This window comes from Pseudoalteromonas sp. ECSMB14103 (genome assembly GCF_000813065.1).
In the GTDB taxonomy this organism is placed as follows: domain Bacteria; phylum Pseudomonadota; class Gammaproteobacteria; order Enterobacterales; family Alteromonadaceae; genus Pseudoalteromonas; species Pseudoalteromonas marina.
The window spans coordinates 263179-283336 of sequence record NZ_JWGY01000003.1; the positions used below are offsets into that span (position 1 = coordinate 263179).

The window sequence follows — 20158 nt, forward strand, 5'->3', positions numbered from 1 at the left end:
CAAGCGCCCTTAATATTTAAAAACTATGCATAAAATGGATTAAATTGTATTTAAGCCAAACTAAGATTATTTTAGTGCACTTAATGCCTTGCTATCGCAAATCAACATGCTAGCATTTAATTTCTGAAATTACTGAAAGTTAATAATATGACTTTATCTGAAAAGAATTTTACCTTTGTGATGCATTGTGGCGAAATGGGCAGCCGTTGGGGCTTTAACCGTACAATAGGCCAAATGTGTGGTTTACTAATCATTACTAAAAACCCGATGACAGCGAATGAAATTGCCGACTCACTAAGTATCTCGCGTGGCAATGTGAGTATGGGCATAAAAGAGCTGCAATCTTGGCAATTAATTAAAGTTCAGCACATTCCGGGTGATCGTAAAGAGTATTATGCGCCTGCAGGCGATATTTGGGATATGGCTAATCGAGTATTTGAAGAGCGAAAAAAACGTGAAATCGATCCAACGCTCAGCCTTTTGCGAGATAACTTACTCGATGAAGCGAATAACGAAGAAGAAGTGTATGCCCAAAAGCAAATGGAAGAAATTCACAACCTACTTGAAACGGTCACTAAATGGTCGTCTGAGTTACAGCGTTTAACTCCCGAGCAGCTCAACAAACTTATGAAACTGGGATCAGGAATTGGCAAGGTCATCGATTTAAAAGAGAAAATTTTTAAAAAAGAATAAAGCCGCATTTTGCGGCTTTATTTTTTGTTGAACTATATTTTTGGGTATCCGATTCTATCAGACAAATAACCCACACTCGTTGCAAAGTAATAAGAACGGTTCCAATGCATTAACACTTTGTAATTATCATAAGCCAAAAACATACGGCCATTAATGTCATCAGGCATAACCAGTGCTGCTCGTACATCAACGTTAGGCAACGCAGTACCGTCTGCTCTTCTCACCCCTAAAGCCTGCCACTCATCGAGTGAACGCTCAGAATCATTCCAATACTCAAGCCATTGTTTACGTGTTTTAGTACCACGAACTAAAATATATTTATTGTCAAAGTTATCAGGAAGCATAACTTGACGACCCCAAGTTAATGAGTCGTTCCACCCTTCTTGCTTTAAATAATTAGCAATTGAAGCAAACGCATCTTCTTTTGTAGTCCAAATATCTTTGCGACCATCATTGTTATAATCAATTGCGTAAGCATTAAAAGACGTTGGCATAAATTGAGTTTGCCCCATAGCCCCAGCCCAAGAACCTTTAAACTTGTCTAAAGTAATATGACCCGATTTTAAAATGTCTAAAGCCGCCCACAACTGGCGTTTATAAAGTGCTTCACGGCGGCCATCAAAGGCAAGTGTCACTAATGATGAAATAACATTGTGACCGCCTTGAATAGTACCAAAGTTACTTTCAAGACCCCATAAAGCGACTATAAAGCGTGCTTGTACGCCAAACTCTTTAGCTACTTGCTCAAGAATATCTTTATTCTCAGCATAAAGTTTGCGAGCACGGTCAATTTTCCATTGTGGTACACGTTTTGGTAAATAGGTCTCGAGTGTTTCTTTCACTTCAGGCTGGTTTTTATCAGCTGATACCACTTTCTCTTTATAAGTCGCAGTCGCAAATGCACTATCAATTAACGACGTTTCGTAGCCTTTTGCGATTGCTTCTTCTTTTAGGTTTACTAAGTAATCTTTAAATTCGGCTTGTGTTTTGGCAACAACTGACGAACTCAAGCATAAACCACATAATACAACTGCCAGTTTTTTAATCACGATCGGCTCCATTTTGTTTTCTTAGTTCAGTAAGCAAATTATCTTCCGGTGGTGGAAGTTGTAAATAGTATCCTTGATCGGTTAATGCACCCTTAACGGTTTCCAAATCCGCACCACCTAGGTGCTCACGTTTAGCTAAGTTGATGAGCATCACATATTGAGGTTTGCCAAACATAGCCATTAGAGGTTCTGGAACTTTGCTAAAATCATCTCTTTTTTCAACAAATAAGAAGGTATCCGTCTTTTTCTTACTTTTATATACCGCAGTTAACATTATGACCCTATAAATTCTTGCACAACAATGCTGCACACTATACCATGAGAGTAATAATAAGTTAGAAAATTTAGATTAGAAATTTTGATTAAGGCCTTATTCAGCCTGTGTTTATCTAATTATAATTTCTTATCATACAATTCAATTGAGCGTGTATGTCGGACCAAATTTTTGAGTTAAAAGGGAATCTTTTTACGTTATCAGTTTTACATCTTTATAGTGCTGATATAAACCTTTTAGCAGAACAATTGTACGTAAAAATAGCCCAAGCCCCTCGTTTTTTTGAAGGAGCCCCTATTGTTGTCAATTTAGAAGAAGTAAAAAGCAGTTCTTTAGACTTTGTTCATTTAAAGTCACTTATCGAACGAATGAGCTTCAACGCAGTGGGTGTATGCAATGGCTCTGATGGGCAGCATGCAAATGCCAAAAAAGCTGGCTTTTCAGTATTAAATTATTCGCAAGACGTAAAAGCAGAGCCCGTTGAAAAGCAACCAAACACGTCAATTGTCGAAAAAAATATTATACTTCCAGCACAAATAATTAACGGTACTGTACGCTCGGGTCAACAGGTGTATGCAAAAGACCGCGACCTTATTGTATTAGGCGCTGTTAGTCATGGTGCAGAAGTAATAGCAGATGGCAACGTACATATTTACGGAACCCTTCGTGGTCGCGCAATAGCGGGCGCAAAAGGATTAGAAAACGCACATATATTTTGCCAAAAGCTAGAAGCAGAACTTGTTTCCATAAATGGCAACTACTGGATCAGTGACTCTCTACAAGGTGAGTTTTGGGGCAGTGCAGTGCAAATACAACAAAAAAATGAATCATTAGAAATTTCAGCTTTGGTTAAAGGATAAATCTCATGGCAAAAGTAATTGTCGTTACCTCGGGTAAAGGTGGTGTTGGTAAAACAACATCAAGTGCCGCAATAGGCACAGGCTTAGCATTAAAAGGCTACAAAACGGTTATTATCGATTTTGACATCGGTTTACGTAACCTTGATTTAATTATGGGGTGCGAGCGCCGCGTTGTTTATGACTTTGTAAACGTCATAAACGGTGAAGCAAACCTAAACCAAGCACTTATCAAAGACAAACGTGTTGAGAAGTTATTTTTACTGCCAGCATCGCAAACGCGTGATAAAGATGCACTAACTCGTGATGGTGTAGAACGCGTTTTAAACGAGCTAAAAGAAGACTTTGATTATATTGTATGTGATTCACCAGCAGGAATTGAAGCGGGTGCGATGATGGCAATGTATTTTGCTGATGAAGCGATTGTAACCACCAACCCAGAAGTGTCATCTGTACGAGATTCTGACCGTATTTTAGGTATTTTGCATAGCAAATCTAAACGCGCTGAAGAAGGCCTTGAAAATATCAAAGAACACCTATTATTAACACGCTACAACCCTGAGCGTGTTGCTAAAGGTGAAATGCTTTCGGTAGAAGATGTACAAGACATTTTAGCTATCGATTTGTTAGGTGTTATTCCTGAGTCACAAGCAGTATTGAGTGCATCAAATTCAGGTCAACCGGTAATATTGGATGGCGAATCAGATGCTGGTCAAGCATATGCTGATGCCATAAACCGCTTACTTGGTGAAACCGTCGATTTTCGCTTCTTAGATGTAGAGAAAAAAGGCATTTTTAAACGGATTTTTGGAGGCTAATGTGTCGTTACTTGACTATTTCCGCTCAGAAAAGAAAAACAGTGCGTCTCTTGCAAAAGAGCGATTGCAAATCATTGTCGCACACGAACGTTCTCAGCGTGGAACACCTGAATACCTACCACAATTAAAACAAGATATTTTGGATGTAATTCGAAAATATGTGAACGTTAATAGTGATGCCGTGCAGGTACAATTTGATCAGAATGAAGACGACTTAGCTGTATTAGAGCTAAACGTAACTTTACCTGACGAAGAAAAGAAATAATTGAAGAATGGGCGCGTTAAGCGCCCTCTTTATAACTAACAACTACTAAAATATTAACCTTTTAGGTATCCCACTCTTTTAAAGCTTCTTTAATAAAGCTATAACGCCAAGAGCTCAATAAATCTGGCTTTATATGTGTCATTTTTTGCTCTGCCGTTAACTTCCAATTCCAGCTAATTAATTGATTTACTTGTTTTTTAGATGCTAAAACATCCTCGGGAATATTATTAGCTTTAGCAACTTTCGTTATTTTTTGCTTAATATCTTTTGCCGTTTGTTTATAATTAGGAAAATCGATTAAACGCTTCAACACTTGCGGGTGCTCGTCAACAGCAATTGCTTTAGCTTTTTCTATACACTTTAAAATCTCAACGCCTGAGCGATTAACTTCAATCGATTCTACACCCGGTATTTGACGCAATGAATTTAAACTAGATGGCCCTCGCTTAGCTATTTCGGTCATGTTATGTTCTTTCAACACAAAATTGAGAGCAAGGTTTTTACGTATTGCTTTATTACGGCGCCATATAGCTAGCTCTTTTAATACAGCTAATTCATGTGGTTTTAACTGCCAAGCATTTTTAATATCTTTATAGAGCAATTCATCCGGTGTTTGAAAAGCTCGCTTATTAGCAATTAATTCGCTCTCATCCAACACAATCTCAAACAAGTCAGCTTTGTTGATGCGATCGATAATTAATTCAAAGCACGGTAATAAATGAAATGTATCAGCGGCAGCATAATCAAGTTGCTTAGTAGTTAGCGGTCGTTGTAGCCAATTGGTACGTGATTCGCTTTTATCTATTTCAATACCTAGGAGTGTTTTAACCATAAGGGCAAACCCCATACAGTTTCCTTCACCAAGCAATTGCAAAGCAAATTGAGTATCAAACAATGGTGCAGGAACAAACCCAGCATATTTTTGAAATACTTCAATGTCTTCAGATGGTGAATGAAGCACTTTTAAAACTGCGGGGTCTTTTAAAACCTGCCAAAAATCAAATAACGAGAGCTCAGCTAAAGGATCGATAAGTGCTAAATGCTCACCGTCAAAAACCTGAATCAGTGCAACTTCTGGATACAAAGTGCGACGACGCATAAACTCGGTATCAATAGCTAATATAGGCTTATTTTGGATCTGCTCAACAAAGGTATTAAGCTGAACTTGTGTTTGAATTAATTGATATTGCACTTAGTCTCCTACAATAAAAAAGCCGGCTAATGCCGGCTTTTTTATAGTTTTCTAATCTTTCAAGGCTCGTCTGAGTATTTTACCTACGTTTGTTTTAGGTAACTCATCCCTAAACTCAACGAGTTTTGGAACCTTGTAATTAGTTAAATTATCACGACAATGGTTTATTATATCTTTTTCAGTTAAAGAAGGGTCTTTTTTAACAACAAAAACTTTAACTTGTTCACCGCTGACATCATGAGGTATACCAACAGCCGCCACTTCAAGCACACCGTCGTGCATTGCAACAACTTCTTCAATCTCATTTGGGAAAACGTTAAAGCCAGATACTATGATCATGTCTTTTTTACGATCTACTATATAGAAGAAGCCTTCATCGTCATATGTAGCAATGTCACCTGTTGCGAACCAACCGTCTTGTAAACATTCGGCTGTGGCATCTGGGCGCTTGTAATAGCCAAGCATAACCTGAGGGCCTTTAACGCATAATTCGCCAGGCTCACCTTTAGCTGCCTCTTCACCATTCTCAAGCATTAGCTTAATGTCAGTATTTGGTGCAGGTAAACCAATAGAACCGTTATAAGACTCTAAGTCGTAAGGGCTAATTGTAACAAGTGGAGCACATTCAGTAAGGCCGTAGCCTTCCATCAGTTTTGACCCCGTCACTTTTTGCCACTTTTCAGCAACAGGACGTTGAACAGCCATACCACCACCTAACGACATTTTTAGGTGGCTAAAATCAAGTTCATCAAAACCTGGTGTGTTTAGTAAACCATTAAATAATGTGTTAACACCGGTGATTGCTGTAAATTTAGTTTGACTTAACTCTTTTACAAAACCCGGCATATCACGCGGATTAGTAATCAATAAGTTTAAACCACCATATTTCATGAACGTTAAGCAGTTAGCCGTAAGTGCAAAGATATGGTAAAGCGGAAGTGCAGTAACAACCACTTCTGTTCCACGGTTTAGTACCTTATCTAAACAACCAGACACCTGCTCAAGGTTACCCACCATATTACCATGGCTCAACATAGCACCTTTAGATACACCGGTCGTACCGCCTGTGTATTGTAAAAATGCTAGGTCAGATAAATTTAATTCAGGGCGTGTGTAAGCGTTTTCGTCAGCGTTTAACAAATCTGAAAATTTAATCGTGTTTGGTAAGTTGTATTTAGGCACCATTTTTTTAACGTGCTTAACAACAAAGTTAACAATGTGCTTTTTAAGGCCACCCACCATGTCACCAACTTGAGTAACCACGATGTGTTTAACGTCTGTTTTACCTAAAGCCTTTTCAAGAGTATCTGCAAAGTTTGCAAGAATGAAAATGGCGCTTGTGTCTGAATCTTTTAACTGATGTTCGAGCTCACGTACAGTGTATAAAGGGTTAACGTTAACTACCACACACCCGGCGCGTAAAATACCTAAAATAGAAATAGGTGTTTGTAATAAGTTAGGCATCATTACGGCAACTTTGTCGCCTTTTTTGAGTCCCAAATCATTTTGAATATACGAGGCAACTTTTTTAGTTGCTGTGTCTATTTCTTCATACGACAACGTTTTACCCATGTTTGTGAATGCAGGTAAATCTTTGTAATCAGAAAAACTTTTTTCGAACACTTCGAGTAACGAGTTGTAATGCTCAGGATCGATTGTTTCAGGCATACCTTCTGGGTAGCGCTTAAGCCAGATTTTTTCCACTCTTAGCCCCTGTTTATAGTTATATTTTTATTAACCTTAATCTAAGTAAGGCACTTTAACAATTGAGCAAATACTCTAATGCGGGAATAATCCCACATTTAACGTCAATATACAATTAACGTGCACCACTTTGAACCATAAATGCTTGAATGTGTTCATAACATTCTTTGCTACTTTGCATATGGCAATGGTGCCCACCCTCCACATTAATTACACTCAAGTCATTGTAATAATTAATATACTTTTCTAAATTTTGTTTTACAAACGCGTAACCTTGGTTACCTAAAATTAATTGGCATGGTGCAATTAATTCTTTTATTGCACCAATACATTGCACTTCATCTAACCTAAAACCTGAATGATTTTTGAGCTTAGGATCGGTTGTAAGTGCAAAACCCTTAGAGACTGCTTTGATATTTCGTTCCATCAATAGCGAAATTAATTCAACATCTAAGTCGGTTGTTTTAGACCGTGCCTCGTAAATATCTTTTTTACAGGGATATATTCTTGTTTTTTTATTATGCGTTCTTGCACGATTAAGCACAGCATTTTTTAGTTGCTCCGTAACTTCATCGCTGGGTGTTGTTACGCAGCCAATACCCTCAATAAAATTTACCGATTTAACCATTTGACTAAAGCAACTGGCGAAAAGACCCGCGACCATAGCTCCCATAGAATGCCCGACTAAATGAACTTTGTCAGCACCAATGGCTTCAATAAATTGATAAACATCATCGATGTAATCAACAAAATAGTAATGTGCGTCATCACTGCGCCACGATGTTAAACCATGTCCAGAAAAATCAATACAGTACCAAGTTTGCTCTGGCTTTTGACCATCAAGCATGGGCTTAAAACTTTTACAATTATCTAACCAACCGTGAAGTGCTATTACTACCTCTTCACCAGAGCCTATTTTTAAACCATGAATATCTAAATTACGTGTTTTAATATTAAATGGCCGCACATAAACCTCTTTTTATTTTTGTAAATTTATAACATACAAGTTGTCAGACCACTAAATAGTTTCACTAAATGTTTGTTATTTTAGTCGCTGAGGCTACAACTGCAACCTAGAAGAATAAATAAAAACCGTCATTTATTCATAATGTTATTTTTAATTTAGCTCGACTATTATGTGTGTGTTTTTTGTTATTTGGTGTTTCCTAATAGATATTTTAACGGCTTTACAATAATTTTTACGCACAATAATCAGCTTATATATAGCTAAATCATCATTTGTCGCAATCTATTAATTTATTTATCATAGTTAAGGTATACAATAATTTAGCTATTAATAAAGTACACTCAAAAGGTACATAAAACATGAAAAAACAATTAAGTGTGTTAGCTCTAATGTGCACTGCATCTGGTGCAATGGCCGAAACTGCACCTAAAAATGTAATTTATATGATTGGTGATGGCATGGGGCCTGCTTATACTACTGCTTATCGTTATTTTAAAGATGACCCCACTACAAAGTCTGTTGAGCAAACTGTTTTTGATACCATGCTGACAGGAATGGCGCGTACTTACCCTGACGATCACACAGTTGTAACCGATAGCGCCGCAAGTGCGACAGCGTTGAGCAGCGGGCATAAAAGTTATAATGGTGCAATTGCCGTAGATACTGATAAAAAACCACTTAAAACAATGCTTGAAATCGCTAAACAGCGAGGCATGACTACAGCCCTATTAGCTACATCACAAATAAACCACGCTACACCAGCAAGCTTTGCCGCTCATAATGAATCACGTAATAATTACGACGAAATTGCTAATGATTATATTGATAATAAAATTGCAGGCAAACTACCCGTTGACCTAATGCTGGGTGGTGGTACTAAATACTTTATTCGAGACGATAGAAATTTAGTTGACGAATTTAAAGCAGCGGGTTACCAGTATGGTGACGATATTCAAAACCTTAATCAAATTACGCAACTTCCAGCTATCGGTTTATATGCCACTAAAGGCTTACCTTTTGCGTTAGACGAAAACCCAACAAGGTTAACTAAGCTTACTTCTAAAGCACTCGACCTTCTAGACAATCAAAATAAAGATGGTTTTTTTGTAATGATTGAAGGTAGCCAAATTGATTGGTGTGGGCATGCAAATGATATAGCCTGTGCCATGGCCGAAATGGATGACTTTGCATCTGCTATCGAAAAAGCTAAAGCCTATGTTGATAAAAATAAAGATACTTTATTAGTTATAACTGCTGATCACTCTACAGGTGGCTTAACATTGGGTGCGCACGGCCAATATAAGTGGGAAGCAGATGTTGTGCATGGCGTAAAAGCAACAGCGGGTGCAATTACACAACACTTACTTGAGTCTGATGATTTAAAATCAGTGTGGAATAAATATACCAGCATTGCATTTACCCCTGAAAACAAAATAAAACTTGAGCAAGCTAAATCTATGGGTGACAAAGCACTCAACTTAGCCGTTAAAAGTATTATTAGTGACACAAGCTTTACTGGATGGACTACGGGTGGCCATACTGCAGTAGACGTACAAGTTTTTGCTTATGGTAAAGGGAGTGAGCAATTTGTTGGCTCTCAAAATAATACAGATATAGCTGATAAGTTAATACACTTTATAGAACAGTAAAATACGTATAAAGCAAAAAAACCCCCAGTAATTGGATTGTCCAACTATTGGGGGTCACTTCACAATGTTCGGTTTTTTTATTAAAGGTTGATTACTTTTAAGCGTAAATATCTACCCCTATTAAATTTTGTACTTCAGCTCTGCGTTCTAAATTTGCAAACTCAGTATAGGTAGAAATGGCTTTGCTATTTTTTGCACTAGGCTGGTCGTAAATTGTTTGGCTGAAGTTTTCACCCTTTGCGCTAGTTTTGAACAATCGATTAGCAAGCTCAACACCCTCGGCACTGGTTTTTACATAATCAGTATTTGTTTTTTGAGCAGCAGCTTGATCTGCCAAACCTTGTGGTCTTGCAATTACTCCCTTAGCAGGGATTACTCTACCAGGAATATCACCTGTAAAAAAACCTGAGCCAATAGGCAGCGTCATCACGCTTCTCCAACCTTAAACATAACTAAAATTATGATTTAAAAACAACCAATTTGCAAATTAACGCGGTACTGTTTTATTCGCGCCCTGGTAACTTTTTCCATGTTACAGTATCACGAACGTACTTTGGTTGGGCATCACTTGCTTGAACGCCCTGGCCTGCAATAAATGCGGCATCAACAAAGGCAAGCATAAAACGTGCATCTGGTAATGTTATGTCTGTATTAATAGTGATGTTTTCAAAGTTTGCTAATGCATCAGGGTACGTTTTAAAACCTGTGCCTACTGCAACTGATGCTTCGTTACTCGTTATATACTCATTAGTTAAAAGTTCAGGTTTAATAACACACTCGTTATTAACTAATTCCATTAAACCATTATTTTCTTGGTATTGTGCAAAGTAAATTTCACCCATACGCGCATCTATACTTGGAAAAACAAGTGAGCTGTTGTTTTGCTCGTATGCTTGTTGCGCCATAACAGCCAATGTAGAAACACCTACCAATGGTAAATTAGTTGAGTACGCTAACCCTTGAGCTATAGCAACACTAATTCTTACGCCTGTAAAACTACCGGGCCCTTGGCCAAAACCAATAACATCCAGTTCTTTTAATTTACAATTTGCTTTGGCCAATAACTCATCAATCAAAGGTAGAATTTTTTGACTATGCTGCTGAGGGCACTCTTCAAAATGATGAAATGTCTCTCCCTTATAATGTAAAACAAGTGATAGTGCTTCTGTTGAAGCATCAAGGGCAAGAATATTACTTTTGATCATTTTATTACTCTAATTAATTTGTTGTAAAAATGTATTAGCGACTTCTAAGCTTCGCGTACGACGCATTGCAGGTAAGCTTTTTAAGAACACTTGACCATATTGGCGTGTTACTAATCTATTATCACATATAACAAGCACGCCTTTATCTTTGCTATCGCGAATTAATCGCCCTACACCTTGCTTTAAGGCAATAACTGCTTGTGGTAATTGGATATGTGCAAATGGGTCTTTTCCCTGCATTTGGCAATCCTGCATTTTAGCTTGCAACAAGGGGTCGTCTGGCGCTGCAAAAGGCAATTTATCTATAATAACACAGCTTAATGTACTGCCTCTCACATCTACCCCTTCCCAAAATGATGCCGTACCGAGTAGAACTGCATTACCATGGCGGGTAAATTTTTCTAAAATAATCCGCTTAGACATTTGCCCTTGCATATAAACGGGGTAGTCTATTTGCGTTGTGAGCCCCTCTGCAACTAAATGCATCATACGGTAACTTGTAAAAAGCACAAAACAGCGCCCTTGCGCTGATTTTATAAGCTCAAGGGTTAATTTTACAATAGCATGAGGCATATTATCAGCATGCGATTCTGGCAAGTATCTTGGCAAACACAATAATGCTTGGTTTGGGTAATCAAACGGGCTGTCAACCATCATGCTTTGTGCTGGTTTTAGCCCTAAGCTTGCATTAAAGTGGTCAAGCTTATTATCAACCGAAAGCGTTGCAGAGGTAAACACAAATGCAGCACCGGTATCTTGCATCATTTGTGAAAATTTTGCCGATACATTTAACGGCGTAATATTTATAGTTAAAAAGCGCCGTGTTGTCTCATACCAGTAACTAAAACCAGTTTGTGCTGTATCAAAAACCCGCTCTAATTGACCTTTAAATGCTAAAGCCCGTTCAAACGGGTGTTCTATTTTATCGCTTCTGTCTAAGCATAATTTTAGTACTTGATAAACAAAGTCCAAATCGCTAATGACACGATGCAGTGCTGCACATATTTGCTTATCGCTAAGCTTTTCTCGCCAATCACCTCTACTGCCATCGACACCAAACTGCAAGCGTAAATCAGCTACACTGGTCTCTAATTTATTCAAGCTTTTACCAAGTTGTAACATATCAGGAATTTCAGCTCGGTATATCGCGCGTAAATCGTTAATTAAATCCACCAGCTTTTTAGTACTTACACTTTCACCAAAATAGTCGCTGGCAATTTCGCTTAGTTGGTGAGCTTCATCAAAAATATAAGCGTCGGCTGTGGGCATCAATTCAGCAAAGCCACTTTCTTTAACAGCCATATCTGCAAAAAATAAGTGATGATTAATAACAACAACGTCAGCTTCAGCAGCAGTTAAACGCGCTTTTCGTATGTAACACTCTTGAAAGTCTGGACACTCTTTACCTAAACAATTATCTGCAGTGGAGTTCACATAAGGTAAAACTTTGGCGTCATCTTCTATACCAATACAATCAGCTAAATCGCCTGATTGTGTTTCACTTGCAAATTTAGCAACCATGGCAAGTTGATGCATAACATCGGGATCGTCTGTAGGCACATGCGCAACATGTTGATTTAGCCTGTAAGTACATAAGTAATTAGCGCGACCTTTTAGTAAGGCCGTTTTTTTTGTAGCACTGAGTGCCTTTACTAATTGTGGTAAATCACGATGATACAGTTGCTCTTGTAGTGCTTTAGAGCCAGTAGAAATAATTGTTCTACCCTTAGACCTAAGCGCGGGTGCCAAGTAAGCGAACGTTTTGCCCGTACCTGTGCCGGCCTCAACAACGAGTTGGGAACTGTTTTTTAACGCTTGGGCAACTGCAACGGCCATATCAATTTGCGGTTGACGTGGTGTGTAGCCATCAAAAGATAACGCTAAAGGGCCGGTTGCACTAAACAATTGTTTGATAACAGCAATCACATTTTAAAAACAATAGCGCGATTTTACGTAAGGCTGTAACCAAGGGCAAGCAAATCCCCCTCCTAACAAAATATAAAAAATTATAATTAAGTACTAAAGACTGCAAAAGGAGCAACCCATATAAAATATTTACCCACCAATATTTGAAAAATCGAGAGCTAAATGCGGGTAATAGTGATCACAATTTTTGTTAATAAGTGCCGTTGGCATTGCCGCAAATTGACCATGATCTTTTAAATACTCCATATGCTTTTCGCCGTCAGCAGTAAATTGATGAAATAAAGAGTGGTTAACCCCATCAAATTCTAATGGCTTTATATTAACGAGATCACACAGCTCTTTATTAAAGGCAGGTGTCGATTTCACCCACTTTCCCTCAATAAACTGCTCTACATAAGCGTGCATTGTAAACACATCATTTTTTAGTAACTTGTCTAACTTAGGTGTACTTAAATGATTACGAACATCAGCCAAACCCAAGCGGGCAGGAATATTAATAGCTCGGCTCAATGCAATTTGTAATGATGCCTTTGGAATACAGTATGCTGCTTTATTGTCTAAGCAATAGTCGCTACTAAGTGACTTTGCCCCATCTAAAAGTGTAAAAGGATCATATTTAATTCCATCTCTTACAAGATAATAAATTGATACGGCCTTAGTACGTTCGTCATGGCCTTTAACATTTTTCAACCAGTTATTTATTTCAATGTGCTTTTGATTAAAATAAGCATCATTTTGTATATACTGCTGCAAACCATTCCCCTTTGTGACTCTGATTTTTATAAATTAAAATATTTAAAATGCATTTAATATTAAATAAAACAACCTTTAAAACAGCCACTTAAAAAATAACCGCTATTTGAAGTAGGTTTTAATGTTACTAATACAAAAATTAAAATAATATGTCTGCACGGGTACTTTTAACAGTCCGATTGGGCCAAATGAAATTATGAAAAATATAGCAATTATTGCCTACGAGGGATGCTGGGCCGTCAGCGTATTATTAGCTAAAGACTTTTTTACCATTGTTTCGTTACTCGACTCGCATTATTTATTGCCTCAAAGTTATAACGTAGAAATAGTTACGACAGACGGTGCACCTATAACAAGCTCAAGTAATTCAATTGTTGTTGCCGATAATTCGCTTTCTGACAAACCGTATGATTTAGTGATTATTCCACCAATTGAGGGTTCTAAATTAAAGAGTATGCCCTCTAGCAGTATATTAATAATTGAATGGTTAATACCTAAAATCAATAGTAGTACGTCTATTCTCAGCTTAAGCACTGGTTCTTATTTTTTAGCCGCCACAGGCGAGTTAAATAAAACAGCCATTGCAACTCATTGGAGTTTGATTAAACCATTGAGTAAACTATTTCCCGACTGCCAGTTTATTAATCATAAATCGTATTTAAAAATGGGAAGTATCTATACAACGGGCTCTTTTGAGGCGGGAATAAGTGTACTACTAGAAATAGTTGCAAAAGACAAAGGCGATCGCTTTTCCCAGCAATGTGCCACACATTTACTTATTTCTGACTCTGGTCAGTTAAATTTTGCATTACCAAAATATAGTAGCCACAGAGACGAAAAAATTAGTGAAGTGCAAGACTGGATCTATAATCACTCAAGCAGCGTAATCACAATCGTTGAGTTAGCAAAATACTTTAATTTTAGTGAACGCAATTTAAAGAGACGATTTACGCAAGCAACCGGTATATCTATAAATAGGTATGTGCAAGAAGTGAGAATAGACAAAGCCAAAAAACTGTTACTGTCTACAGATAAAACCGTAAACGAAATATCAATTAACGTAGGCTACGAAAACAGCAGTTTCTTCACCCGCCTGTTTAAAAAAAATACAGGGATAACACCCGCAAAGTGGCGTAAAAATGAATAATAAGTTTTAATTTTTGGGCACTTATGCCCATGTGTCTAAATGCTCGATACCATCGTCATCTTGATTAACGCTTTTTTTATGGGTTGATGGTTGAGTCTCATCACTTAAACCGTTTAGTTTTTTCTTTTTCTGTAATTCTCTCTTTTTTTTGTTTTCAAGTTCTACTTTTTCACTCGCCGCGCTATTTTGCACACCTGCAATATGGAATGCCCCTTTAGTTTCAATTGACAGTCGCGTTATTCTACCCAAATAAGGGATCATCATATCCATTAATACATCCTTAAAGCCAAAGCCTAGTTGTGAGTGAAAATCAACCAATTGATATAATACAAACTAATGCGGTTACATCTATAGTATCGGCAGTTATAAGATATGCTTTAATTAAGCTTAAAAAACACTTGCCATAGTGGTGCATAATATGTTTTTATAATCGCGAAATTTATTAAAACAGATATTTGTTGAGCGTTACGTTAGTAACGAGCAGCACAAAGGAAATAAAATGCGCTTAAACCTGACAACAGTACATCATCACCACCATTCACCGGAATAACCTGTCAGGTCTTTCGCTGAGAGGTTATTCCTAAAAGGAACCTCTGGCGATTCAAAACACATTGATTCATTTTCGCCCTGAGGTTCCCCTCGGGGTTTTTAGTTTTTAAATTAAAGGAAAATGAATAATGAATAACACAAATCGTCTACGTATCGCCATCCAAAAAGGCGGACGCCTGTCTAAAGATTGTCAAGATTTACTAAAGCAACTAGGTGTTAAATTAAACCTACGTGAGCAACGCTTAATTGCACACTCAACTAATATGCCAATTGACGTACTTCGTGTGCGCGATGACGATATTCCGGGCTTAGTAATGGACGGTGTTTGTGATTTAGGTATTGTTGGCGAAAACGTACTAGTAGAAGTACAAGCAGAACGTGAACGCCAAGGTGTACCAAGCGAAGTTAGCAAACTAGCAAAACTAGACTTTGGTTACTGCCGCCTTGCACTTGCATGGCCACAAGAGCTTGGCCCACGTGATAAAAGCTGGTTTGAAGGCAAACGTATTGCAACAACCTACCCAGAAATATTAACGCAGTGGTTAAAGCGCGAAGGCATTAATGCAAGCACTGTAATGCTTACAGGCTCAGTAGAAGTAGCCCCACGTGCCGGTCTTTCTGATGCAATTTGTGATTTAGTTTCTACCGGTGCAACGCTAGAAGCGAACGGCTTGATTCAAGGTGATACAATTTTAGAATCAAACGCATGTTTAATTCAAAATAAAGACCTGCAAGATGAAGACAAACTAGCGCTAATCAATAAGCTTATGCCACGCCTTCGCGGTGTTAAACAAGCTAAAGAAAGCAAATACATTATGCTACACGCGCCAAAAACTAAACTTGATGAAATTTGCGAAATTTTACCAGGCTCTGGCCAACCTACTCTACTTGCACTTGCTGGTAATGAAGAGTACGTAGCGCTTCACATGGTAAGCAGCGAAACATTATTTTGGGAAACAATGGAGCAGCTTAAAGCCCTAGGCGCTAACTCTATTTTAGTAATGCCAATTGAAAAAATGATGGAGTAAGTACCATGCTTCGTTGGAATGAGGAATCTTCACAAGTACAAGCAGCGGCGCTAATGCGCCCTGCGGTTTCTGCCAGCGCAAAGGTTGAAGCTATATGCCAAACAATTATGAGCAATGTGAAAGAGCAAGGCGATAAAGCCTTACTTGATATGGCTAAAAAGTTTGATAATAGAGCTAACCCTCGTTTACGTGTACCGCTTGATGAAATAAACGCATCAGAGCAAGCACTAAGCGCAGAGCTTAAATACGCAATTGACACCGCTTATGCAAACGTTAAACGTTTTCACGAAGCGCAATTGCCTAAAGATATTAAGTTATCAACCCAACCTGGCGTTGAATGTGAACTGAAATATCAGGCCATCGAAGCTGTGGGTATTTATGTACCTGGTGGCAGTGCTCCACTGCCATCATCGGTTATTATGCAAGGTGTACTTGCACAATTAAGTGGTGCTAAAACCGTCGTTCTTGCAACTCCTGTGCAAGGTGATGAAAGCATTAACCCTGCGATATTATATGCAGCTAAGTTATGTGGCATTACAACTTTAATTGAAAGTGGTGGTGCAGGTGCAATTGCCGCAATGGCCTACGGCACTGAATCAGTGCCTAAAGTGAACAAAATTTTTGGCCCGGGTAATAGCTTTGTAACGATGGCAAAACAGCTTGTTGCGCAAACAATTCCTGGTATGGCAATCGATATGCCAGCAGGCCCTTCTGAAGTACTAGTTATTGCAGATGAGCGTGCAAACCCAGAATTTATAGCGGCAGATTTACTCTCGCAAGCTGAGCACGGCGCAGACTCGCAAGTTATTTTATTATGTAACAGCGAAAGTATCATTGAGCAAACGCAGCAGGCTCTTACACGTCAGCTTGTTAAATTAAGCCGCAAAGAGACAGCCGAGCAAGCTCTGGCTAATTCATCACTTATTTTAGTGGACTCTGTTGAGCAAGCATTTGACGTATCAGCGCAATATGGCCCTGAGCACTTAATTTTGCAATTAGCAGATTCAACACCTTACTTAGATAAAGTAAAAAATGCAGGCTCGGTATTTGTTGGCGACTACACGCCAGAATCAGCGGGCGATTACGCATCGGGTACTAACCACGTGTTACCTACCTACGGTTACAGTGCAACCTATTCAAGCTTAAACTTGCTTGATTTTTTCCGCACTTACACAGTACAAACTATAAGTAAAAGTGGCCTAACACAGCTGTCAAAAGCTATTTTACCACTAGCAGATGCAGAAGGCCTTGATGCACACGCAAATGCGGTTTCAATTCGTTTAGAGGCAATTAAAAATGAGCAATGAGAGCGCACAAGCGACTAGCTTATTACCACAAAATATTGCAGCCCTTGCTGCCTACAGCTCTGCTAAAAGTGAAAAGCTAACAGGGTCAACGTGGTTAAATGCCAATGAAAGCCCGTACGCTAAAAATATTGAACTGAGTATTGAAGATTTAAATCGCTACCCAGATCCACAACCACAATTGGTTATTGACCGCTATGCTGCGTATGCAGAGCTTGAAAGCGAAAACGTATTAATGACGCGCGGCGCCGATGAAGGCATTGAGCTTTTAGTACGTACCTACTGCGAACCTGCAAAAGACAGCATTGCGTTATTTTTGCCAACCTACGGTATGTACAAAGTAACCGCTGATACGCATAACGTTGCAATCAATGGCTTAACCCAAGCGCTATTACTTGATGGCAGTGTTGATGAAATAGTTGAGGCAGTGGGCAGCTCAAAACTGGTGTTTATTTGTAATCCAAATAACCCAACAGGTAGCATAACCCCCCTTGAAAAAGTAAAAGCACTGGCAACAGCGCTTGCCGGTAAGGCCTTAGTTATTGTTGATGAAGCCTATATTGAGTTTTGCCCTGAGCAAAGTGCTACAGCGCTGATTAACGAATATAGTAATGTAGTGGTACTGCGCACTTTATCTAAAGCGTTTGCACTTGCAGGGCTAAGAACCGGTTTTACACTTGCACAAGAAAGTGTACTTGCACCTATTCGCAAAGTGATTGCGCCGTATCCGGTATCGGGTGTGGTAGCAAGTATTGCAGCACAAGCCATAGCACCTGATGCCATTACATCAATGCGCCGACAAGTAACTATTTTAAATAGTTTAAAAGCTAAACTTGTACAGTGGTTAAACGCATCTCCTGCTGCATTAAAAATTCTCACTGGTGAAGGTAACTTTGTTACCTTAAAATTAGCCGACAAAAACTACTTTAAAGTAGCACTTGAACAAGGTTTAGTGATGCGCGCGTTTACCCTATACGGTGAAGACGATTGGCTACGTATCTCCATTGGTAATGAGCAAGAACTTGAGCAAGTAAAAATTTGGTTAGATGGCCTTGATAAGCCAGCAACCTCACCTCTTTTATCAGGACAAGAAGTATCATGAGTAACCCCTATTTATTTATTGACCGTGACGGCACCATAATTGAAGAGCCAATCACCGACAAACAGGTAGACAGCCTAGAAAAATTAGCGTTTTTACCTGGTGTTATCCCGGCTTTATTACAGTTACAAGCCGCAGGGTACCGTTTAGTGATGGTATCGAATCAAGATGGCTTAGGCACAGACAGCTTCCCGACTGCTGACTTTGACATAGCCCAAGATAAAATGATGGACATAATGCAAAGCCAAGGCATTAGCTTTGATGAAGTATTGATTTGTCCACACTTTGACGAGCAAAACTGTGATTGCCGTAAACCTAAAACAGGTTTATTAACTGAGCTTATGCGCTCTGGCAAAGTTGATTTAGCACGTTCATATGTAATTGGCGATCGCCAAACCGATATTGGCCTTGCTCAAAATTTATGTTGTGAAGGCATTTTGTATGATGGCAGCTGGCCTGCCATTGTTACAAAGCTTACAACTGCCAATCGCGAAGGCCGTGTTACGCGTAACACCAAAGAAACCCAAATTGATGTAGCCATAAACCTAGATCAAACTAAAAACGGTAGTATCGAAACAGGCCTTGGCTTTTTTGATCATATGCTTGATCAAATTCGCACCCACGCCAACATTGGTCTAAATATTAAAGCGAAAGGCGATTTACACATAGACGAGCACCACCTTGTTGAAGACATAGGTATTGCCCTAGGTGTTGCGCTTAAACAAGCGCTTGGCACTAAATCGCAAATAGCGCGCTATGGTTTTGCGCTACCTATGGATGAATGTAAAGCTGAAGCACAAATTGACTTATCGGGGCGCGCTTCGTTTGTATTAAACGCTAATTTTAGCCGCGAAAAAGCAGGCGATTTAGACGTACAAATGGTGGAGCACTTTTTCAAAAGCTTAAGCGATAATGCCGCTATTAGCCTTATTTTATCGGTCAGCGACGGTAACTGTCATCACCAAGTAGAAGGCTTATTTAAAGCGTTTTCACGTGCCCTTCGTATGGCAATAGCACAAGACACGACCCAACAAACAGCCAGCTCTAAGGGATGTTTATGATTGCCATAATTAATACCGGGTGTGCCAATATAAATTCAGTACGCTTTGCCTTTGAACGCTTAGGTCAAACGCCAACAGTCATTACCTCACCAGAGCAATTAGCTGGTTTTGAGCGTGCAATATTACCAGGCGTTGGACATGCATCTGTTGCCATGAAACGCCTTGTAGATAACGGCTGGCAACAAGCTATAAACGAATACCAGCGCCCACTTATGGGAATTTGCTTAGGTATGCAGTTACTGTGCGAAAGCACCGAAGAAGGTAACGTACAATGCTTAGGTAAAATACCAGGCCAAGTAAAAGCCCTTGATGTTGGCAATTTAACATCGCCGCATATGGGTTGGAATAACTTAAGCGTAAATAAAGAGCATGCACTCACCAAAGGCTTAACACAAGACGAGCAAGTGTACTTTGTACATAGCTTTGCGCACACCGTAAACGATGCAACACTTGTAAGCGGCGAATACGGCCAAACCTTTTCAGCCATAGTTGCAAAAGACAACTACGCTGGCATGCAATTTCACCCAGAGCGCAGTGCAAAAGTAGGCACACGTTTATTACAAAATTTTGTTGATTGGCAGTTATAAACGGCCCATTAACCAACAATAAAGAGATTAT

21 protein-coding genes are annotated in these 20158 nt (G+C 39.0%); 11 read left to right on the plus strand and 10 right to left on the minus strand.

What is annotated here, in order from left to right:
* Positions 1-147: 147 nt before the first annotated feature.
* On the plus strand, positions 148-693 hold the full coding sequence (locus RF53_RS08940; RefSeq protein WP_006793466.1) for a GbsR/MarR family transcriptional regulator: 546 nt from the start codon (positions 148-150) through the stop codon (positions 691-693).
* A 32-nt stretch (positions 694-725) separates the two neighbouring features.
* Here the strand turns inward: RF53_RS08940 and RF53_RS08945 are convergent, their stop codons facing one another.
* Together RF53_RS08945 and RF53_RS08950 are read right to left on the minus strand one after the other, a co-directional pair.
* On the minus strand, positions 726-1742 hold the full coding sequence (locus RF53_RS08945) for a lytic murein transglycosylase (protein ID WP_006793465.1): 1017 nt from the start codon (positions 1740-1742) through the stop codon (positions 726-728).
* Positions 1735-2016 (minus strand): YcgL domain-containing protein, encoded by a 282-nt coding sequence (locus tag RF53_RS08950; RefSeq protein ID WP_006793464.1) that lies wholly within the window; start codon positions 2014-2016, stop codon positions 1735-1737. Before RF53_RS08950 ends, RF53_RS08945 begins: the two co-directional genes overlap by 8 nt.
* A 155-nt stretch (positions 2017-2171) precedes the next feature.
* Here RF53_RS08950 and minC point away from each other — a divergent pair, with 155 nt between their 5' ends.
* Genes minC through minE form a run of 3 tightly spaced genes read left to right on the plus strand, consistent with a single transcriptional unit; the run spans position 2172 to position 3956 of the window.
* Positions 2172-2876 carry a septum site-determining protein MinC gene (minC, locus tag RF53_RS08955; RefSeq protein WP_010556195.1) on the plus strand — a complete coding sequence of 235 codons (705 nt, stop codon included), beginning with the start codon at positions 2172-2174 and terminating at the stop codon, positions 2874-2876.
* Positions 2877-2881: 5 nt separating this feature from the next.
* Positions 2882-3691 (plus strand): septum site-determining protein MinD, encoded by an 810-nt coding sequence (minD, locus tag RF53_RS08960; protein ID WP_006793462.1) that lies wholly within the window; start codon positions 2882-2884, stop codon positions 3689-3691.
* Between the two features lies 1 nt (position 3692).
* Positions 3693-3956 carry a cell division topological specificity factor MinE gene (gene minE / locus RF53_RS08965; RefSeq protein ID WP_006793461.1) on the plus strand — a complete coding sequence of 88 codons (264 nt, stop codon included), beginning with the start codon at positions 3693-3695 and terminating at the stop codon, positions 3954-3956.
* Between the two features lie 61 nt (positions 3957-4017).
* Here the strand turns inward: minE and rnd are convergent, their stop codons facing one another.
* The 3 genes from rnd to RF53_RS08980 form a co-directional block, all read right to left on the minus strand.
* Entirely contained in the window at positions 4018-5148 is a 1131-nt protein-coding gene (gene rnd / locus RF53_RS08970) for a ribonuclease D (RefSeq protein WP_008131726.1), read from the minus strand.
* 51 nt (positions 5149-5199) lie between these two features.
* Positions 5200-6852 carry a long-chain-fatty-acid--CoA ligase FadD gene (fadD, locus tag RF53_RS08975; protein ID WP_006793459.1) on the minus strand — a complete coding sequence of 551 codons (1653 nt, stop codon included), beginning with the start codon at positions 6850-6852 and terminating at the stop codon, positions 5200-5202.
* Between the two features lie 115 nt (positions 6853-6967).
* On the minus strand, positions 6968-7819 hold the full coding sequence (locus RF53_RS08980) for an alpha/beta hydrolase (protein ID WP_039037373.1): 852 nt from the start codon (positions 7817-7819) through the stop codon (positions 6968-6970).
* A 359-nt stretch (positions 7820-8178) separates the two neighbouring features.
* Here RF53_RS08980 and RF53_RS08985 point away from each other — a divergent pair, with 359 nt between their 5' ends.
* Positions 8179-9468, plus strand: coding sequence for an alkaline phosphatase (locus tag RF53_RS08985; RefSeq protein ID WP_039037374.1), 1290 nt, complete (start codon positions 8179-8181; stop codon positions 9466-9468).
* 97 nt (positions 9469-9565) lie between these two features.
* Here RF53_RS08985 and RF53_RS08990 read toward each other — a convergent pair whose 3' ends face one another.
* The 4 genes from RF53_RS08990 to RF53_RS09005 all read right to left on the minus strand — a co-directional run bounded on the left by RF53_RS08990 (position 9566) and on the right by RF53_RS09005 (position 13352).
* Positions 9566-9895 (minus strand): hypothetical protein, encoded by a 330-nt coding sequence (locus tag RF53_RS08990; RefSeq protein WP_008129130.1) that lies wholly within the window; start codon positions 9893-9895, stop codon positions 9566-9568.
* A 76-nt stretch (positions 9896-9971) separates the two neighbouring features.
* Positions 9972-10673, minus strand: a complete 702-nt coding sequence (gene tsaB / locus RF53_RS08995) for a tRNA (adenosine(37)-N6)-threonylcarbamoyltransferase complex dimerization subunit type 1 TsaB (protein ID WP_006793454.1) — start codon at positions 10671-10673, stop codon at positions 9972-9974.
* 9 nt (positions 10674-10682) lie between these two features.
* A complete protein-coding gene (locus tag RF53_RS09000; protein WP_039037375.1) occupies positions 10683-12599 on the minus strand; it encodes an ATP-dependent DNA helicase in 1917 nt (638 codons plus the stop codon).
* Positions 12600-12728: 129 nt separating this feature from the next.
* Positions 12729-13352, minus strand: coding sequence for a transglutaminase-like domain-containing protein (locus RF53_RS09005; RefSeq protein WP_039037376.1), 624 nt, complete (start codon positions 13350-13352; stop codon positions 12729-12731).
* Between the two features lie 196 nt (positions 13353-13548).
* On the opposite strand from RF53_RS09005, the gene RF53_RS09010 reads away from it, so the two are divergent.
* On the plus strand, positions 13549-14499 hold the full coding sequence (locus RF53_RS09010; RefSeq protein WP_039037377.1) for a GlxA family transcriptional regulator: 951 nt from the start codon (positions 13549-13551) through the stop codon (positions 14497-14499).
* Positions 14500-14520: 21 nt separating this feature from the next.
* Here the strand turns inward: RF53_RS09010 and RF53_RS09015 are convergent, their stop codons facing one another.
* Positions 14521-14769, minus strand: a complete 249-nt coding sequence (locus RF53_RS09015) for a hypothetical protein (RefSeq protein WP_006793450.1) — start codon at positions 14767-14769, stop codon at positions 14521-14523.
* Positions 14770-15176: 407 nt separating this feature from the next.
* Between RF53_RS09015 and hisG the strand changes: the two genes are divergently transcribed.
* From hisG to hisH, 5 genes are read left to right on the plus strand one after another with little or no spacing between them, the layout of a single operon-like run.
* Complete coding sequence (gene hisG / locus RF53_RS09020; protein WP_008129142.1) at positions 15177-16076, plus strand: ATP phosphoribosyltransferase; 900 nt, start codon at positions 15177-15179, stop codon at positions 16074-16076.
* A 5-nt stretch (positions 16077-16081) separates the two neighbouring features.
* Positions 16082-17383: a histidinol dehydrogenase gene (gene hisD / locus RF53_RS09025; RefSeq protein WP_039037378.1), complete on the plus strand. Its 1302-nt coding sequence runs from the start codon at positions 16082-16084 to the stop codon at positions 17381-17383.
* Positions 17373-18482, plus strand: a complete 1110-nt coding sequence (gene hisC, locus RF53_RS09030; protein WP_039037379.1) for a histidinol-phosphate transaminase — start codon at positions 17373-17375, stop codon at positions 18480-18482. Before hisD ends, hisC begins: the two co-directional genes overlap by 11 nt.
* Positions 18479-19540, plus strand: a complete 1062-nt coding sequence (gene hisB, locus RF53_RS09035) for a bifunctional histidinol-phosphatase/imidazoleglycerol-phosphate dehydratase HisB (protein WP_039037380.1) — start codon at positions 18479-18481, stop codon at positions 19538-19540. The genes hisC and hisB overlap by 4 nt, the downstream gene beginning before the upstream one ends.
* The gene (gene hisH, locus RF53_RS09040; RefSeq protein ID WP_004586382.1) at positions 19537-20127 is read left to right on the plus strand and encodes an imidazole glycerol phosphate synthase subunit HisH; all 591 of its coding nucleotides are present in this window, start codon (positions 19537-19539) and stop codon (positions 20125-20127) included. Before hisB ends, hisH begins: the two co-directional genes overlap by 4 nt.
* The last annotated feature ends 31 nt before the right edge of the window (positions 20128-20158 follow it).

Excerpts from the sequence above, each read along its gene's own strand:
- RF53_RS08940 (WP_006793466.1), top strand. The coding sequence starts at position 148 with ATGACTTTATCTGAAAAGAATTTTACCTTTGTGATGCATTGTGGCGAA.
- RF53_RS08950 (WP_006793464.1), bottom strand. The coding sequence starts at position 2,016 with ATGTTAACTGCGGTATATAAAAGTAAGAAAAAGACGGATACCTTCTTA.
- minC (WP_010556195.1), top strand. The coding sequence starts at position 2,172 with ATGTCGGACCAAATTTTTGAGTTAAAAGGGAATCTTTTTACGTTATCA.
- minD (WP_006793462.1), top strand. The coding sequence starts at position 2,882 with ATGGCAAAAGTAATTGTCGTTACCTCGGGTAAAGGTGGTGTTGGTAAA.
- RF53_RS08985 (WP_039037374.1), top strand. The coding sequence starts at position 8,179 with ATGAAAAAACAATTAAGTGTGTTAGCTCTAATGTGCACTGCATCTGGT.
- RF53_RS08990 (WP_008129130.1), bottom strand. The coding sequence starts at position 9,895 with ATGACGCTGCCTATTGGCTCAGGTTTTTTTACAGGTGATATTCCTGGT.
- tsaB (WP_006793454.1), bottom strand. The coding sequence starts at position 10,673 with ATGATCAAAAGTAATATTCTTGCCCTTGATGCTTCAACAGAAGCACTA.
- RF53_RS09010 (WP_039037377.1), top strand. The coding sequence starts at position 13,549 with ATGAAAAATATAGCAATTATTGCCTACGAGGGATGCTGGGCCGTCAGC.
- RF53_RS09015 (WP_006793450.1), bottom strand. The coding sequence starts at position 14,769 with ATGGATATGATGATCCCTTATTTGGGTAGAATAACGCGACTGTCAATT.
- hisG (WP_008129142.1), top strand. The coding sequence starts at position 15,177 with ATGAATAACACAAATCGTCTACGTATCGCCATCCAAAAAGGCGGACGC.
- hisD (WP_039037378.1), top strand. The coding sequence starts at position 16,082 with ATGCTTCGTTGGAATGAGGAATCTTCACAAGTACAAGCAGCGGCGCTA.
- hisC (WP_039037379.1), top strand. The coding sequence starts at position 17,373 with ATGAGCAATGAGAGCGCACAAGCGACTAGCTTATTACCACAAAATATT.
- hisB (WP_039037380.1), top strand. The coding sequence starts at position 18,479 with ATGAGTAACCCCTATTTATTTATTGACCGTGACGGCACCATAATTGAA.
- hisH (WP_004586382.1), top strand. The coding sequence starts at position 19,537 with ATGATTGCCATAATTAATACCGGGTGTGCCAATATAAATTCAGTACGC.